Source organism: Silvimonas sp., from assembly GCF_031291215.1.
Classification (GTDB): Bacteria; Pseudomonadota; Gammaproteobacteria; order Burkholderiales; family Chitinibacteraceae; genus Silvimonas; species Silvimonas soli.
In genome coordinates this window covers 37,211-53,944 of sequence record NZ_JARLJK010000131.1, presented here as the reverse complement: position 1 = coordinate 53,944, position 16,734 = coordinate 37,211, and the positions used below count along the sequence as shown (strand labels likewise).

Annotated in this window: 15 protein-coding genes; 12 read left to right on the top strand and 3 right to left on the bottom strand. The window is 58.3% G+C overall.

Going from position 1 to position 16,734, the window contains the following annotated elements; genetic code table 11:
• Positions 1–91: 91 nt before the first annotated feature.
• From P4L78_RS15425 to P4L78_RS15370, 12 genes are all read left to right on the top strand, one after another.
• Positions 92–1,603, top strand: a complete 1,512-nt coding sequence (locus P4L78_RS15425; RefSeq protein WP_283147983.1) for a diguanylate cyclase — start codon at positions 92–94, stop codon at positions 1,601–1,603.
• A gap of 115 nt (positions 1,604–1,718) precedes the next feature.
• Positions 1,719–2,342: an HAD family phosphatase gene (locus tag P4L78_RS15420; protein ID WP_309328720.1), complete on the top strand. Its 624-nt coding sequence runs from the start codon at positions 1,719–1,721 to the stop codon at positions 2,340–2,342.
• A gap of 14 nt (positions 2,343–2,356) precedes the next feature.
• The gene (locus P4L78_RS15415) at positions 2,357–2,659 is read left to right on the top strand and encodes a SelT/SelW/SelH family protein (RefSeq protein WP_283147981.1); all 303 of its coding nucleotides are present in this window, start codon (positions 2,357–2,359) and stop codon (positions 2,657–2,659) included.
• Positions 2,660–2,685: 26 nt separating this feature from the next.
• Positions 2,686–3,177: a DUF4124 domain-containing protein gene (locus P4L78_RS15410; RefSeq protein WP_283147980.1), complete on the top strand. Its 492-nt coding sequence runs from the start codon at positions 2,686–2,688 to the stop codon at positions 3,175–3,177.
• A 409-nt stretch (positions 3,178–3,586) separates the two neighbouring features.
• Positions 3,587–4,666, top strand: coding sequence for a nitrogen regulation protein NR(II) (glnL, locus tag P4L78_RS15405; RefSeq protein WP_283147979.1), 1,080 nt, complete (start codon positions 3,587–3,589; stop codon positions 4,664–4,666).
• A 95-nt stretch (positions 4,667–4,761) separates the two neighbouring features.
• Positions 4,762–6,168, top strand: coding sequence for a nitrogen regulation protein NR(I) (gene ntrC / locus P4L78_RS15400; RefSeq protein ID WP_283147978.1), 1,407 nt, complete (start codon positions 4,762–4,764; stop codon positions 6,166–6,168).
• A gap of 293 nt (positions 6,169–6,461) precedes the next feature.
• Complete coding sequence (locus P4L78_RS15395; protein WP_309328719.1) at positions 6,462–6,845, top strand: DUF971 domain-containing protein; 384 nt, start codon at positions 6,462–6,464, stop codon at positions 6,843–6,845.
• Between the two features lie 23 nt (positions 6,846–6,868).
• Entirely contained in the window at positions 6,869–7,606 is a 738-nt protein-coding gene (gene ubiE / locus P4L78_RS15390; protein WP_283147976.1) for a bifunctional demethylmenaquinone methyltransferase/2-methoxy-6-polyprenyl-1,4-benzoquinol methylase UbiE, read from the top strand.
• A gap of 66 nt (positions 7,607–7,672) precedes the next feature.
• On the top strand, positions 7,673–8,233 hold the full coding sequence (locus tag P4L78_RS15385; RefSeq protein WP_309328718.1) for a sterol-binding protein: 561 nt from the start codon (positions 7,673–7,675) through the stop codon (positions 8,231–8,233).
• 92 nt (positions 8,234–8,325) lie between these two features.
• Positions 8,326–9,840 (top strand): ubiquinone biosynthesis regulatory protein kinase UbiB, encoded by a 1,515-nt coding sequence (gene ubiB, locus P4L78_RS15380; protein WP_283147974.1) that lies wholly within the window; start codon positions 8,326–8,328, stop codon positions 9,838–9,840.
• Between the two features lie 4 nt (positions 9,841–9,844).
• Positions 9,845–10,423 (top strand): 1,6-anhydro-N-acetylmuramyl-L-alanine amidase AmpD, encoded by a 579-nt coding sequence (ampD, locus tag P4L78_RS15375; protein ID WP_283147973.1) that lies wholly within the window; start codon positions 9,845–9,847, stop codon positions 10,421–10,423.
• Between the two features lie 74 nt (positions 10,424–10,497).
• Entirely contained in the window at positions 10,498–12,396 is a 1,899-nt protein-coding gene (locus P4L78_RS15370; RefSeq protein WP_309328717.1) for a potassium transporter Kup, read from the top strand.
• A gap of 87 nt (positions 12,397–12,483) precedes the next feature.
• Here P4L78_RS15370 and P4L78_RS15365 read toward each other — a convergent pair whose 3' ends face one another.
• The 3 genes from P4L78_RS15365 to P4L78_RS15355 form a co-directional block, all read right to left on the bottom strand.
• Positions 12,484–12,783: an STAS domain-containing protein gene (locus tag P4L78_RS15365; RefSeq protein ID WP_283147971.1), complete on the bottom strand. Its 300-nt coding sequence runs from the start codon at positions 12,781–12,783 to the stop codon at positions 12,484–12,486.
• 68 nt (positions 12,784–12,851) lie between these two features.
• Positions 12,852–14,513 (bottom strand): response regulator, encoded by a 1,662-nt coding sequence (locus P4L78_RS15360; protein ID WP_309328716.1) that lies wholly within the window; start codon positions 14,511–14,513, stop codon positions 12,852–12,854.
• Positions 14,510–16,669 (bottom strand): UvrD-helicase domain-containing protein, encoded by a 2,160-nt coding sequence (locus P4L78_RS15355; protein WP_309328715.1) that lies wholly within the window; start codon positions 16,667–16,669, stop codon positions 14,510–14,512. Before P4L78_RS15355 ends, P4L78_RS15360 begins: the two co-directional genes overlap by 4 nt.
• Positions 16,670–16,734: the final 65 nt, after the last annotated feature.

Below are 16,734 nucleotides of genomic sequence, written 5' to 3'. Positions count from 1 at the left end.
CTGGCGGATTACTTGCTGCTTTCGTCCGAACACAGGAGACACACCGCCTGTCGTTGGTTATGCTCTGAGCAACTTATTTGGCCCGTACTGCATGTTCACACTCAACCTGCCCTCGCGCTCACGACAGCGCTTCTTTTTGCCTTTGATTCTGGCCTGGGTCCTGACCGGCTGGTTGAGCGTGGGCGCCGCTGCGATCCCGGGCGACAACGTGGCCGCCATCTGGCTGCCCAGCGGCGTTGGCGTTGTGGCGTTGTTGGTGCTGGGACGGGCCGGTTTGCTCTGCGTGTGGCTGGCCAGCCTGCTGGTCACCATTCCTGCCACTGCGCAATTGCTGGATCTGAACACCTCCTGGCGCATGGCGATACCGGCGGCGGCGCTGGACGCCCTGCAAGCCTATCTGGCCATGCGGGCGTGGCGCCTGCACGAAGCACGCTATCACGCCAACTTTCTGCGCCAGCCGCAAGATCTACCCTGGTTCTGGCTCTGGGTCTGCCTGGTACCGGTTCTGGTGACCGCGCCCTTGATGACGCTGTTGCAGTGGTTCTGCCACGCGCTGCCCGATGCCTCTACCGCCGGCATCATGCGGCATTGGCTGATGCTGGTGACTTCCAATACCGCCGGCATTTTGCTGATTGCACCGTGTTACGTAATCTGGCGCGATCGCAGCCGCTGGTCACTGCGCTTTTCCTCGATCCACCACTGGTGGTCAATCCTGCTGGCACTGATGATTCTGGCCGGCGCACTGTTGCTGTATCCGCCAGCTCTGGTGCTGCTATTGCCGGTCTTGCTGGCAACCACCATCCGTTATCGCTTGCCAGGGATGGTGATCGCGATCCTGATTTGCGCCATGGCCACGGCACTGGCCACGGCTTATCGCCTCGGTCCGTTTGTGCATGCCAATCCGACCATTTCGTTCGTGAATCTGCAGTTATTCCTGTTCTCGACCACGGTCATGTTGCAATACCTGGCGCTGGCGCAAGAACTGATCAAACGTCACCGCATCCAGCTGGAGTCGGAAGTCGCCGCGCGCACCGAGGCACTGGCCCAAGCCAACGAGCGTCTGAAAGAATTGGCCACCACCGATGAACTGACCGGCGCACCCAATCGTCGCGAGTGGCAGCGCCGCTGCGCCCAAGCCGTGCTGCTGGCCCGACGCCAGGACACGCCGTTGTCGATCTTGCTACTGGATCTGGACCACTTCAAACAGGTCAACGATACCTACGGCCATTTGATTGGCGACCTGATGCTGCGCGCAGTCACCCACGCTTGCCGCGAAAGCCTGCGCGCCAGCGACAGCTTTGGGCGTTGGGGCGGCGAGGAATTTGTGGTGGTGCTGCCAGACACCCCATTGGGTGACGCGCAGCAGGTCGCCGAAAAGTTGCGGCTGGCGATTTCAGCCACGCATGTCCCGCTGGATGGTGGCGAGTACGTGCGCATTACCGCCAGCATGGGCGTGTCGCGCCTGCGCCCCAGTGATGTTGATCTGGACGACCTGCTCACCCGCGCCGATCACGCGCTGTATCACGCCAAAGAATATGGCCGCAATCGGGTGGTGCTGGAAACCGAATTGCCCGCCAATGAATTGCCCAAAAAACACGCCTGACCTGGGCGGGTGCCTGCGGCTACATCATCCGGGCATCCTCACCACGCCAGTTCAGACCTATCCCGGCTACAATGTAACTCCAATTCTCTAATTCCTTCGCCACTTTCGCCCCTCCATGACCATACGTGCTGTCGTTTTTGATTTCGGTGGTGTTCTGTTTGACTGGAACCCGGATTACCTCTACCGCAAACTGATTAGCGACGATGTCGAGCGCGCCTGGTTTTTGCAGCATGTTTGCAATGGTGAATGGAATCTGCAGCAAGACGGTGGCCGTTCTATCGTCGATGCCACGGCCAGCAAGATCAAAGAGTTTCCCGAGCACGCCGAATTGATCCGTGCGTTCTACGAACGCTGGCCGGAATCGCTCAAAGGCACGCTGGTCGAAGGCATCAAACTGATGGAAGACTTGGAACACGCCCAGGTGCCACTCTACGGCCTGACCAACTGGTCGGCCGAGACCTTTCCCTACGCATGGGACAACTACCCTTTCCTGCGCCGCTTTCGGGACATCGTCGTCTCTGGCCGACTTGGGCTAATCAAACCCGACGCAGCCATTTATCACGAGATGTTCCGGCGCATCGCCCGTGATCTGCCCGACTTGCAACCCCAAGAACTGGTATTTATTGACGACAACCAGGCCAACGCCCGGGCGGCGAGTGCGTTAGGTTGGCATGGCATTCATCACACCAGTGCGGCAGCGACCGAAGCCGCGCTACGGACCTTGGGTGTCGCGTTTTGAATCAGGAGCAACCAATGACCGAAATCAGCGCCGGGCCTGCCACACCGCGTGTGAGTATTCGCTATTGCACCCAGTGCAACTGGTTATTACGCTCGGCCTGGCTGGCGCAAGAGTTGCTCAACACTTTCGCCGAAGAACTGGGCGAGGTGGCATTGCAACCCGGCACTGGCGGGATTTTCCTGGTGCATTGCCAGGATCAGGTGATTTGGGATCGCAAAATTGAAGGGCGCTTTCCCGAAGCCAAAGAATTGAAACAACGCGTGCGTGATTTGATCGCACCAGATCGACCACTCGGTCATAGTGACCGGCCGGCTTGAGGCCCGCTGTGGTAAGGTTCCGTCCCATGTCTATTTGTCGTTTGCTACCCCGTTTTGCCGCCATTGTCACACTGAGTCTGCTGGCCGCGTTCGCGCACGCAGATATCTATAAATATGTTGATGCCGATGGCCGGATCACGTTTTCCAATCTGCCTATGCACGGTGCGAGCCGGGTATATACCGACCCGATCCCCATGGGCAATAAAGCGCGCGGCAAAGGCACTGGCGCATCCGGCACCCGGGTTACAGCGCCCAGTCCGGCTGACTTTCCTCGCGTCGACAGCGCCACCCAGAAATCGCGCGATTCCAACCGCAAGCAGATTCTGCAAGACGAGCTGAATACCGAGCAGCAAGCGCTGGCCGACTCCCGCCGGGCGCTCAGCGATGCTCAAGCCAGCCCGGATGCCCAAGCCAATTCCGCCAAATACCAGGATCGGGTGAGTCGCTTGCGTGACAACGCCACGGTACATGAAAAGAACGTGGCCGCGTTGCAACAGGAACTGGCACGCAGTAAATAGCGCTGTCAGGCTGGGCGCACAGAAGTAGCGCCTTCCAGCCGCGGCCGGTTTTATCCGCTTTGGGCATTCAACCAGCCTGTTATCTCCATTCGCGTCGCCAGCTCCATCGCCGTCAGCCATCGTCACCGGCTAGCCCGCGCCGCGATTTGCCCCATCCTGATCAATCCACTGATCTGTTTTTGCGGTGTTAGCTCCCCATCACGGGGCAGTGCACCACAACGACACCTATAATGCACCATATGTGTGCAATACCCAGGTTTCTGGTCCTCAAACCGCCTTGTGCATGCCATCTGCAAGCTGGCCCGCTAATTGCTTGGTTAAGCCGCATGAAAGAAGCCGCGGAACCGGCACACGCCACCACGCATGCTTTACGCCTTGTTCGACGCACGTTTTACATAGACCGCACCCTATGACAAAAAGCCCTACTCCTGCCACGTTCGCTGGACTGGAATTTCTCGATGCTGCGGTATTGGCCACACGCGAAGATGGCGCGCTGGTCTATTACAACCCGACTGCGGCCGATCTGCTGGGTCTGCGTGACGACTGCCTGGGGATGTCGCTGACCGACTGCCTCGGCCCGGACAATCCGGTCGCCCAGGCGTTGTACAACGCCAGTCGCGATAACGTCAGCCTCACCGAACACGAAATCGCGCTGAACACCTCGCATGGCGAAGTCTACGTTTCTCTCACCGCCAGCCCGATTGAAAGCACCGAGGCTGCGGCGCTGGCGGAAATCCGCCAGATTGACCAGCAACGCAAAATCGCCAATGAAGAGCGCCTGCAAGCGCAGCAACAGGCTAATCGCGAGCTGATCCGCAATCTGGCACATGAGATCAAAAACCCGCTGGGAGGCATTCGCGGTGCCGCGCAATTGCTGTCGCGCGAATTGCATGACCCGCAACTGAAGGAATACACGCAGGTCATCATTGAGGAATCGCAACGCCTGCAAAGCCTGCTGGATCGGCTGCTGACGCCGCATCGCTTGCCGCAACTGGCCGAATTGTCGATTCATGAAGTACTGGAGCGCGTGCGCTCGTTGATGCTGGCGGAAACACCCAATGGCTTGGCGATCAAGCGTGACTATGACACCAGTCTGCCCACGCTGATTGGCGATCGCGAACAACTGATCCAGGCCGTACTCAACATCATGCGCAATGCCATTCAAGCCATGGATGGTGTGGGCGAAATCATGCTGCGTACTCGCGTGGCGCGGCAGGTCACGCTCAATCGGCAACGCTACCCGATTGCCATCCAGTTGCAGATTATCGATAACGGCCCGGGGATTCCGGATCACCTGAAGGACACTTTGTTTTATCCGCTGGTGTCGGGTCGTCCGGGTGGAACCGGCATTGGCCTGCACCTGGCGCACACTTTTATCAACCAGCACCACGGCTCCATCGATTTTGACAGCCGCCCGGGCTACACCTGTTTCAACATGCTGCTACCGCTCAATGGTTGGCAGGATTTCGACAAAACCAAGAACAACTAAACCAACCGCTCTGGGAACACCGTTTGCTCATGTCCTGCCCGCAACACGGGCTTTGAACAAGCGGAACCCCAGTCACCACAAGTTACGGAGAATCCATGAGCACTGTCTGGATTATTGATGACGACCGTTCCATCCGCTGGGTCTTCGAGAAAGCGCTGGCACGAGAAAACATTGCCCACGCCGCGTTTGCCTCGGCGACCGAAGCACTCGCCCGGCTGGGCCGCGAAGTTCCTGAAGCCATTGTGTGTGACATTCGCATGCCCGGTGAATCGGGGCTGACCTTTCTGGATCTGGTCAAAAAGGATTATCCCGGCCTGCCCGTGATCATCATGACCGCCCATTCCGATCTGGAAAGCGCGGTGTCGGCATTCCAGGGCGGCGCGTTTGAGTATCTGCCCAAGCCGTTCGATGTTGATGCTGCCATTGCGTTGATCCAGCGCGCGCTGCAGGAAGGTGCCCGCCAGGTCGGCGGCGAAGAGGCGCCGGTAACCAACCCGGATATCCTCGGCCAGGCACCCGCCATGCAGGATGTGTTCCGCGCCATTGGCCGCTTGTCGCAATCGGCCGCCACGGTGATGATCACCGGCGAATCCGGCTCCGGTAAAGAACTGGTTGCGCGCGCTTTGCATCGCCACAGCCCGCGAGCCGCCAAGCCGTTTATTGCCATCAATACCGCTGCGATCCCGAAGGATTTGCTGGAATCCGAATTGTTCGGTCACGAGCGTGGCTCGTTCACTGGCGCAGAAGCGCGGCGCCAGGGGCGGTTTGAACAAGCCGAAGGCGGCACGCTGTTTCTGGATGAAATTGGCGACATGCCTTCCGACCTGCAAACCCGTTTGCTGCGGGTCTTGTCGGACGGCTATTTCTATCGTGTTGGTGGTCAGGCGCCGATCAAAGCGAATGTGCGCGTCATTGCCGCAACTCACCAGAATCTGGAAGAACGCGTCAAACTGGGCGGCTTTCGTGAAGACTTGTTCCATCGTCTGAATGTGATCCGCCTGCGTTTGCCTGCCCTGCGGGAAAGGCGCCAGGATATCCCTTTGCTGGCCAAACACTTCTTGTCGCGCTCGGCTGCGGAACTGGGCGTCGAAACCAAACGCCTATCGGAAGACGCGATGGCGGCACTGAGCGGCTTTAGCTTTCCGGGCAACGTGCGCCAGTTGGAAAACCTGTGTCACTGGATGACCGTGATGGCACCGGGAGCCATTGTTGAAGCGGGCGATTTGCCGCCGGAAATCAGCGAAAGCAATGACACTACCGACGGCATCAGCATGGTGAGTGGCGACTGGCGTGCCGCGCTGGCCTCGGATATCGGCAGTCGTCTGGCCAAAGGCGAAAGCCGGATTCTGGATCAGATCATGCCGGCATTTGAGCGCACGGTGATCGAACGCGCGCTGGCCCACACCGGCGGCAAGCGGATCGAAGCCGCCGAATTGCTGGGTTGGGGCCGCAATACGCTGACCCGCAAGATCCAGGAACTAGGCATGGACAACGAAGTCTGACATAGCACATCTGTAAATCAGGCACCTGCCAGTGCCTGATAAAAACAGATCTTTCGATTTACTCTCTTTGCTCTTTTGTGTTCATGCTCGAATACAGGGCGGCTACCGCAAGGTGGCTGCCCTTTTGTTTTGTTATTGCGCTGCCGCGCCCCGCGTCTTTTCTCCGAATGGCTCTCCCGAGCGGGCCTGGCGCTGGCACTTCCTCGCCTGCATCGCGCCCACCACGGCAACGCGGTATCATGGCGGGCTTGAAAGTCCGGATTACCCCGGACGCAGGTAAAGGACACCCCAAAATGGCAGGACTCACCCCGGCCAGCGCGCTTCCAGTTGAAATCCGCTTGCATAAAGCCTCGCGAACGCTGGAAATCGCCTTTGACGATGGCGCCCGTTTTTCATTGCCGTGCGAGTATCTGCGAGTCAATAGCCCGTCCGCCGAGGTACAGGGTCACGGTGTTGGCCAAGGCGTCTTGCAGACCGGCAAGCGCGATGTGGCGATTACGGGCGTCGAACAAGTGGGCAATTACGCCGTAAAACTGGTGTTCGACGATGGCCACGACTCAGGCCTGTATTCCTGGCAATATCTGTACGAGTTGGGGCGTGACCACACCGCCCGCTGGCAAGAATATCTGGCACAACTGGCTGTGGCCGGGGCCAGCCGCGATCCTGCGGCACATTGAATTGACGAGACTGTGAGCACGCTATGAGCGAAAACACCACGCACTTCGGTTACAAGACGGTCGAGGAATCGGAAAAGGCGCAAAAAGTGGCCGAGGTTTTCCATTCCGTCGCGCAGAAATACGACGTGATGAACGACTTGATGTCGGCCGGTCTGCACCGCGCCTGGAAGTTCTTCACCATCGAGACCAGTGGCGCCAAGGCCGGTGACAAGGTGCTGGATATCGCGGGCGGCACCGGCGATTTGTCCAAAGCCTTTATCAAGAAGGTCGGCAAAACCGGCCAGGTGTGGCTGACCGATATCAACAGCTCCATGCTGGGTGTTGGCCGCGATCGCCTGCTTGATGCCGGTATTGCGACGCCAGTTGCGCTGTGTGATGCAGAGAAACTGCCGTTCCCGGACAACTATTTCAATATCGTCTCGGTGGCGTTTGGCCTGCGTAACATGACGCATAAAGACGCTGCGCTGAAAGAGATGTATCGCGTCCTCAAGCCCGGCGGCCGCTTGCTGGTGCTGGAGTTCTCCAAAGTCTGGACGCCGCTCAAGCCGGCTTACGATATTTACTCGTTCAAGTTGTTGCCATTTATGGGCAAGCTGGTGGCCAACGATGCCGACTCCTACCAGTATCTGGCCGAGTCGATCCGCATGCATCCGGACCAAGAAACCCTCAAAGCCATGATGCTGGATGCGGGTTTTGGCAAAGTCGATTATCACAATATGTCGGCGGGTGTGGTGGCGCTGCATAAGGGCATCAAGCTGTAACGCCCTGCCCGCTGCGCCTTGCTGGATGGATTGTGAATCGCTTTCAACAGACCGGAGTTTCGCCTCATGCTCGCCAGAATCCTGAATCGCATGCTCTCGCACGATGCTGCTGCAGCTGCCGCGCTGGCGAAGTATCCGGGGCGCGTGGTGCGGCTGGTGCTGCCGGTCTTGTCCGGCACGCTCACCATCCAGCCTGACGGCACTTTTGATCGCGCCAGCGGCCCGGCCGAGGCGACCATTACCTTGTCGCCAACGTTCTTTACCACCTGGCTCTTCGACCGTGACGCCGCCAGCAAAAAGGCCGGCCTCAATGGCGACACTGAACTGGCCGCTGCGGTTGGTCAGGTATTGGCCGGTTTACGTTGGGATATGGCGGAAGAATTGTCACAACTGGTCGGCGATGTGGCGGCCCATCGCATTACCTGGCTGGCGGGCAAAATTGGCGGAGTCCCGGGCGCCATTGGCTCGCGGCTGTTGATCGAACTGACCGAATACTGGCGCGATGAAGCACCGCTGGTAGTGACCAAGCGGCACGTCGATGATTTCTGTGACGGAGTAGATACGCTGCGTGACGACCTGGCCCGGCTGGAAGCGCGACTGGAACGGTTGTCGATCAAATCGCTGTAACTGCCGGGCCGAACCTGACCCGCGCAATCAATACTTTTCCCGAGTCGCACTCCTAACGTTACTGACGGCTCAACCCAACAAAATGGATACCCATGCGGATATTCCGCCTCTTTAAAATTGCCCGCGTGGTGGTGCAATACGGTCTGGACGAGTTCTTGCTCGGTCACGAGCGAGTGCATGGTTTGCACAAGCTGGCCAACGTACTGTTCTTCTGGCGCAAGCTCGAGCAACCGCGCGGCGTACGTTTGCGCCTGGCGCTGGAAGCCTTGGGGCCGATCTTCGTCAAATTCGGCCAGGTCCTGTCGACCCGACGCGATCTGTTACCGGAAGACATCGCCAACGAACTGGCGTTTCTGCAAGACCGCGTACCGCCTTTTCCCGGCGATATCGCCGTTGCCGTCATCGAAGCCGGCCTGAAGCGACCACTCACCGAGCTATACGCCGAGTTTGATCGCACACCGGTGGCATCGGCATCCATTGCGCAAGTGCACCGGGCGCGTTTGCCCAATGGTCGTGATGTCGCGGTAAAGGTATTGCGTCCGTCGATTTTGCCGATCATCGAAAGCGATCTGGCGCTGTTGAAGGTCATGGCCGGCTTGGTCGAGCGCCTGTTTGCCGATGGCAAGCGCCTCAAACCGCGCGAAGTGGTGGCCGAGTTCGACAAATATCTACATGACGAACTCGATCTGATGATCGAAGCAGGCAACGCCTCGCAACTGCGGCGCAATTTTGCCAATTCCGACATGCTGATCGTGCCAGAAGTCTTCTACGACTGGTGCGCGCGCCAAGTGCTGACGCTCGAATGGATGGATGGCATTCCGGTCGGGCGCGTGGATGAATTGCGCGCCAGCGGCATCGACCTGAAAAAACTCTCGGTCTACGGCGTGGAAATTTTCTTCACCCAGGTATTCCGCGACGGGTTCTTTCACGCCGATATGCATCCGGGCAATATCTTTGTCGCGCCCGACAACCGCTACATTGCGCTGGATTTCGGCATTGTGGGCACGCTGTCGGAAAGCGACAAACAATACCTGGCGATCAACTTCCTGGCGTTCTTCAACCGCGATTACCACCGCGTTGCCGCGGCGCATATCGAATCTGGCTGGGTGCCCAAAGACACGCGGGTAGAAGAACTGGAAGCCGCCGTGCGCACGGTGTGCGAGCCCATCTTTGACAAGCCGATCTCACAGATTTCGTTTGGCCAGGTGTTGCTGCGGCTGTTTGAGACTTCTCGCCGCTTCAACGTAGAAATCCAGCCACAGTTAGTGCTTTTGCAGAAAACACTACTAAATATAGAAGGGCTGGGGCGACAGCTTGATCCGGATCTGGACCTGTGGAAAACCGCCAAGCCATTCCTGGAACGCTGGATGCACGAGCAGATTGGCTGGCGTGGTTTATGGCGTAATATCAAGCACGAGGCACCGCTGTGGGCCGCCATGTTGCCCACGCTGCCGCGCAAACTCAATGATCTGGTCAGCCAGAATCCGGTTGATCTGATGGTCGCAGGTTATCAGGGGATGATGTGGGAGCAGAAAAAGCGCAACTGGCTGCTAGCCGCCATTGTCGTGTTGCTGGCCACCCTGGTCGCCACCTTGTGGTGGCGTTAACCGCATGAGCGAGGGTTTGCGCTTTGATGCTGCGGGCTGGTGCGCACAAGCGCGTCAGGTGCCCAGCCCCAATTGCGATGCCCGACCTGCGGGCGTTGCCACCGATTTGCTGGTGGTCCACAACATCAGCCTGCCGCCCGGTCAGTTTGGCGGTCCCGCCATTGAACAGTTGTTTACCAACACCATCGCCCCCGAAGACCCGCTGTTTGCTGATCTCGGTTCATTGCGGGTGTCGGCGCATATTCTGATCCGCCGCGATGGCGAACTGGTGCAGTTTGTCCCCATCAGCCTGCGTGCGGCGCATGCCGGCGTGTCTGACTGGCAAGGGCGCGAGCGCTGCAATGACTTCTCTATCGGTGTGGAACTGGAAGGCACCGACCACGTGCCTTTTACTGAATCGCAATATCAATCTCTCATTAGTCTGATTCAGGCACTACAGTTGAACTACCCCCTGCAAGCGGTGGTGGGGCACAACGATATCGCGCCATTGCGCAAGACCGACCCCGGCCCGTGTTTTGACTGGCGGCGTCTCTATGTTGCGTTGCCGCACCTGAAACCGGATTGTTCGGGTGTACAGATATAGGGCGGGGCTATAATCGCGCCGCTTGTTCTTTATGCAATTTTTATACTAATTACCGTTTACGAGACTCTCGCAACATGGGCGCAAATCATAGCCAGGCACCTTCCGCATCCCGCATGGCCGGGCTAACGATGGGTGCGATTGGCGTGGTGTACGGCGACATCGGTACCAGTCCGCTTTACACCCTCAAAACCTGTCTTACCGCGCACGGCAACCTGCCGATCAACCCGGAAAACATCCTGGGTATTTTGTCGCTGATTTTCTGGGCCATCATGATCGTGGTCTCCGCCAAGTACGTGGTGGTGATCATGCGGGCCGATAACCGCGGTGAAGGCGGCATTCTGGCGTTGATGGCGTTGGCCCTGCGCGACATGGACACGCGCTCGCGCAAAGGTCTGCTGCTGATGGGGCTGGGTATTTTCGGCGCCTCGCTGTTCTATGGCGACGGCATCATTACCCCGGCGATTTCAGTGCTATCGGCGTTCGAAGGTATCAGCGTTATTTCCCACACGCTTGATCCATACATCGTGCCGCTCACCATTATTGTGCTGGTGGGTCTGTTCGCCATCCAGCGCCACGGCACCGCCAAGGTCGGCAAACTGTTTGGCCCGATCATGGTGTTCTGGTTTCTCACGCTGGCGGTGATGGGCATCCGCAGCATCGTGCATGCACCCGAGGTGTTTGCCGCGATCAACCCACTCTATGGTGCGCGTTTCGTCATCGACTTCCCGTGGCGCGGCTTCATCATCATGGGCGCGGTGGTGCTGTCCGTGACTGGTGGCGAGGCGCTGTATGCCGACATGGGCCACTTTGGCCAGAAGTCGATCCGCATCGCGTGGTTTGGGTTGGTCTTGCCGTCTTTGGTGCTGTGTTACTTTGGCCAGGGTGCACTGCTGTTGCATAACCCGGCCGCCATCAAGAACCCGTTCTTCTTGCTGGCGCCGCAATGGGCTTTGGCGCCGCTGGTGGTATTGGCTGCAGCGGCAACCGTAATCGCCTCGCAGGCGGTGATCTCTGGCGCGTTCTCCATGACCAACCAAGCCGTGCAACTGGGTTATTGCCCGCGCGTGGATATTGATCACACTTCGGACCAGGAAATCGGCCAGATCTACGTGCCGCAAATCAACTGGTTCCTGATGGTGGCGGTGATTCTGCTGGTGCTGGCCTTCCGTACTTCCGATAACCTGGCGTCGGCCTATGGCTTGTCTGTGTGCGGCACCATGGTCATGACCACCTTGCTGGCGTTCAATGTGCTGGCCAAGGGTCGTACCAAGGGCCGCAAGGTATTGTTCTGGGTGGTGCTGACCGGCTTCCTGGTGGTCGACATGGTGTTCTTGTCGTCCAACATGCTCAAGTTGCCCGATGGCGGCTGGGTTCCGCTGGTGATTGGTCTGATCATCTTTACCATGATGACCACCTGGAAACGCGGCCGCGTGTTGCTGGGTGACCGGCTGCGTGAAGGCGAGTTGCCGCTGCAAGGCTTTGTGGAAAGCCTGGAAGCCTCACCACCGCAACGCGTGGATGGCACCGCCATCTTCATGACCACCAGCTCGGACTCGGTGCCCCATGCCCTGCTGCATAATCTGAAGCACAACAAGGTGCTGCATGAAAAGGTGGTGTTCCTGACCATCCGCACTGCGGATATCCCGTTTGTGGCCAAGCGTGAGAAGGTTGTGGTGCCCAAGCTGGGCGAGAGCTTCTATCAGGTGATCGCGACTTACGGCTTTAAGGAAGAGCCATCTGTACCTGGCATTTTGCGGCAGGTGGAAGAACTGCAACCAGAGCTGGATTTCGACCCGATGCAGACCTCGTTCTTCCTGTCGCGTGAAACCATCGTCGAGGGCAAGTATCCGGCGATGGCGTGGTGGCGTCGCAAGTTGTTCTCCTTGATGACCCGCAATGCCACGCGCGCGACCAGTTACTTCAAGATTCCGCCTAACCGGGTGGTGGAAATGGGGATGCAAGTCGAGCTGTAACTGTTCGGCGTTGCATGAAAAAAGGGCGCTCATCGGCGCCCTTTTTGTTTTCTGTATTTCTGTATCTTTCAGATCAGCAAACCACGGTTAACGCATCTCAAAGATACCGCCGGTGTTGGCGACATCCAGCGTTGCCCGCACTGGCTCCGGAATGTTGCTCAATACAATGCGCCGTCCGGCTGAGCGTTCATGCAGCAACAGCAACATTCCCAAGCCGGCCGAATCCATGCGCTCCACTTCAGCCAGATCAAAATGCAGTTCGGTGATCGCGCCATTCGCCAGCACTTCTTGCGTCACTTGCTTGATCTCGCGCTGCCCTTCCCACGTGAAATTGCCTTTCAACTGGATCTGCGCAATGTGCTGATCCAGGTTCAGTATTGCCTGCACACCATTCTCCATAACGTCTGATTGTTCTAGCGGGTACGAGCCGGTTTCTGGCCGGGCTTGACGGGTAGCTATGCCGCAGCGGGCGGCTGGGCTTGCTGGCCAGCATCGATACCAAACCGCGTACGAGTGCGCCGCAGTGCGTCAGCCAGCTGCCGGGCCTTGCCATTGGTGGGATCGAGCTTGCGTGCCCGCACCAGATAGCTTTGCGCCAGTTCTATGTATTGTTCATTCCAGCCTTGCTGATTGACGCAAGACAATAGCGTATTCACAGCGTTTAGCAACAACTGGATATTGCCATTGCGTGACTGCAACGCATTGATGAACATTTGCGACGCCCCGGCCAGATCGCCGTTGCGCACAGCGGCAACGGCTTCGTTGTTCAAGGCGGTGATATCGCGGGCAACTTCAGCGATCAGCGCTTGGCCGGTTTGGGGCTCACCCAGCGACTGATACAGACTTTCGACGCTGGAGAGGATAGCCGAGTCTTCCGAGGCACTGCGTAGCGCTGTGCGGACCAAAGTCGCGCCCGCTTCCTGGCGACGGCGGGTATAAGCCTGCCGCGCAGCCTCGATCAACACGCCCGGCAGCGGGTCTTCTTGCGCCCGCAATGTTTCGCAGGCATGTTCAAACAGTTCGGCGGAATTCTTGCGGTCGTCCAGTTTTTCCAGCACCGCAGCTTCAATCAATTCGCAGATGGTCTCGACGTTCTCGCCACCACCCGATTCGCGGCGCAAGCGCTGCGCGGTGCGCCGAGCACCACCGATATCGCCACGCTCCAGCTGTACGCGACTCAATTCGCAATAGAGCGACAAATCCGGCCAGAACGAACCACGCGACAGATTCAATGCCTGGGTTAGCGCCGCTTCAGCGACATCCAGCTCGCCATTGCGTTCGGCCAGGCGCCCCAGAGCACACTGACGCTGAGCGGCCAGCGGTGAGCGCTGGACTGCCTCACCCAGCACGGTTTGCGCACCGGTAATGTCGCCCTGAGCCGTGAGCGTGCGCGCCAGCCAGTCATAGGACTCCAGCGCCAGCTCGTGTTCCTGTTTGACCGTTTCAAAACTGCCACGGGCCGCGGCATAATCCTTGAGGCCAAACTGTGCCTTGCCCAAACCCAGGCGGGCCCACGCGCTGTTGCGCAAGGCCAGCGCACTTTCGCTGGTTTGCGCTGCATCTGCGTGCTCGCCCAGCCGCAATTGCAGCTGGGTTTTCATGCGCATGAAGTCGTCGATTTCAGCGGGTGGGCGCTCGGCCATTTCCCGGTCACACGCGCTGATTGCGCCCAAATAATCGCCCGCGCGAACCGCGTTATCTATCGTCCTGAAGCCAGCCTTGCGCCGCTGCGCCCGCGCCAGTCGCATGATCAGGTCAGCGGTGGAAAACGGTTTGAGCAAGTAACCGTCAGGTACCAGCTCGGCGGCACTCATGACTTGCGCATGGCGGCGTTCGCCAGTCACCATCATGAAAATGCATGAAGGCTTGAGCAGATGATGTTGCTGGCAAGCCTCAAATAGATGCACGCCGTCCTGACCGCCGCCCAGATCGTATTCGCACAGCACCACGTCGTAACTGTGATTCTGGATATAACCCAGCGCTGCGGTTTGCTTGCTGGCGTAATCGATAGTGGCGACGCCTGCCTCTGCCAGCGCCATGCCCAGCGCGCTGCGCATCTCGCTGGCCCGGTCAATGACCAGAGCACGGACTTCGATGGCAGCGTCGGAGGTAGTCATTCTTTTACCGGCTCCAGCTTGGCGTAGGCGACGGCCAGCCATTTGGTGCCCAGGTCCTGGAAGTTGACCTGGACATTACCATTGGCACCGCCCTCGTGATCGACCACCACGCCGATCCCGAACTTGGGATGACGCACGCTCATGCCAATGTTCAAGCCATGTTCCGGCGCGCTGGCGCGGGCACTGCGCGGTGTAGGCGCATAACCCTGGCTGTTACCGCTGGACGAAGGTGCGGCGTAGCTGTTCGGTGCGTAACCGCGATTCAGATACTTCAGCAAATCGGCCGGGATTTCATTCAGAAAACGGCTGGCTGGCGCATAACGCATTTGCCCATGCAGCATGCGGCTTTGCGATAGCGAGATATACAGCCGCCGCCGCGCGCGCGTCATGGCCACGTACATCAGCCGCCGCTCTTCCTCCAGCCCTTTCGGATCGGACATGCTGTTATCGTGAGGGAACAGGCCTTCTTCCAGCCCGGTCAGAAACACCGAGTGAAACTCCAGCCCCTTGGCAGCGTGGATGGTCATCAATTGCACCGCCACCTCACCGGCATTGGCCGCATGTTCGCCGCCTTCCAGTGAGGCATTGGCCAGAAACGCGACCAGATCATTGGCGTCTTCAGTAACAAACGAGGCCGCCGCGTTCACCAGTTCGTTCAAGTTGGCCAGGCGCTCTTCGCCTTCTTTTTCGTTCTGGTAAAACTCATTCAGACCAGATAGCGACAACATCATCGACACCACTTCGGGCAGCGGCAAACCTTGCGCTTGCTGGCGCATTGCTTCAATCATCTGGATAAAACGCCCCACTGCCACCGCGCTACGCCCCGTGCCAGCCGTGCAGGCGGCTTGCCACAGGCTGGTGCCTGCAATACGGGCGGTATCGGTGATGGTTTCAACGGTGCGATTGCCAATGCCGCGCGTGGGGAAATTAATCACCCGCAATAAGGCGTTATCGTCATCTTCGTTACTCAGCAACCGTAGATAAGCCAGTGCATGCTTGATTTCCTGGCGCTCATAAAAGCGCAGGCCGCCATAAACCCGGTACGGCAAACCCGCCGCAACAAGTGCATGCTCGACAATCCGTGATTGGGCATTGGAACGATAAAGAATGGCTATGTCATCAAGCGCAATGCCCTCGCGTTGCTGGGCAGAAATTTCATCGACCAGAAAGCCGGCCTCTTCGCTATCGGTGGCGGCCTCATAGAGGCGGATTGGCTCACCGGCATCGTCTTTGGTCCACAATTGTTTTCCCAGCCGATCCCGATTGTGTTCAATCACGGCGTTGGCAGCATTGAGGATATTGCCGTGGGAACGGTAATTCTGTTCGAGCCGGATTACATGTTTAACCGTGTAATCTTTCTGGAAGTCGAGCATGTTGCCAACCCTTGCCCCGCGAAAGGCATAAATGGACTGATCGTCATCTCCGACTGCAAATAAAGCGCTTTCCGGTCCGGTCAGCAATTTCAACCAGGCATATTGTAGCTGGTTTGTATCCTGGAATTCGTCGACCAGAATATGATGAAAACGGCTGCGATAATGGTTACGCAGCGGTTCATTACGTTCCAGTAATTCATAGCAGGCCAGCAGCAATTCGGCAAAATCAACCACGCCTTCACGGCGGCATTGCGATTCGTATTCAGCATAGATCATTCTGAGCATGCGTGAATATTCATCCCATGCTTCAGCCTTGCCGGCACGAATGCCAGCGTCTTTGTTGCCATTGATATACTGCTGGACGGTGCGCGGCGGATAGCGCTCATCATCGACATTCAATGTTTTCATTGCACGCTTGACTGCGGCAAGCTGGTCTTGCGAATCCAGAATGGCAAATGTGGCAGGCAAACCGGCATCACGATGGTGCAATCGCAGCATGCGGTTACACAAGCCGTGGAACGTCCCGACCCACAGGCCACGCGGATTCAATGGCAGCATGCTGGTAATGCGCGCCAGCATTTCTTTGGCTGCCTTGTTGGTGAAGGTCACCGCCAGCAGGCCCGCCGGGCTGATCTGGCCCGTAGAGAGCAGCCACGCAATGCGCGTGGTCAGCACCTTGGTCTTGCCGCTGCCGGCACCAGCCAGAATCAGGGCGTGTTCAGCCGGAAGCTCAACAGCGGCGCGCTGTTCCGGGTTCAGTGAGGCGGTAAGGGGATGAGACATGCCGGCTTTCATTTGCTGAGGGGTCAAGCGAGCATTGTACCGGTGCCAGCAAGGCCACACCAAAC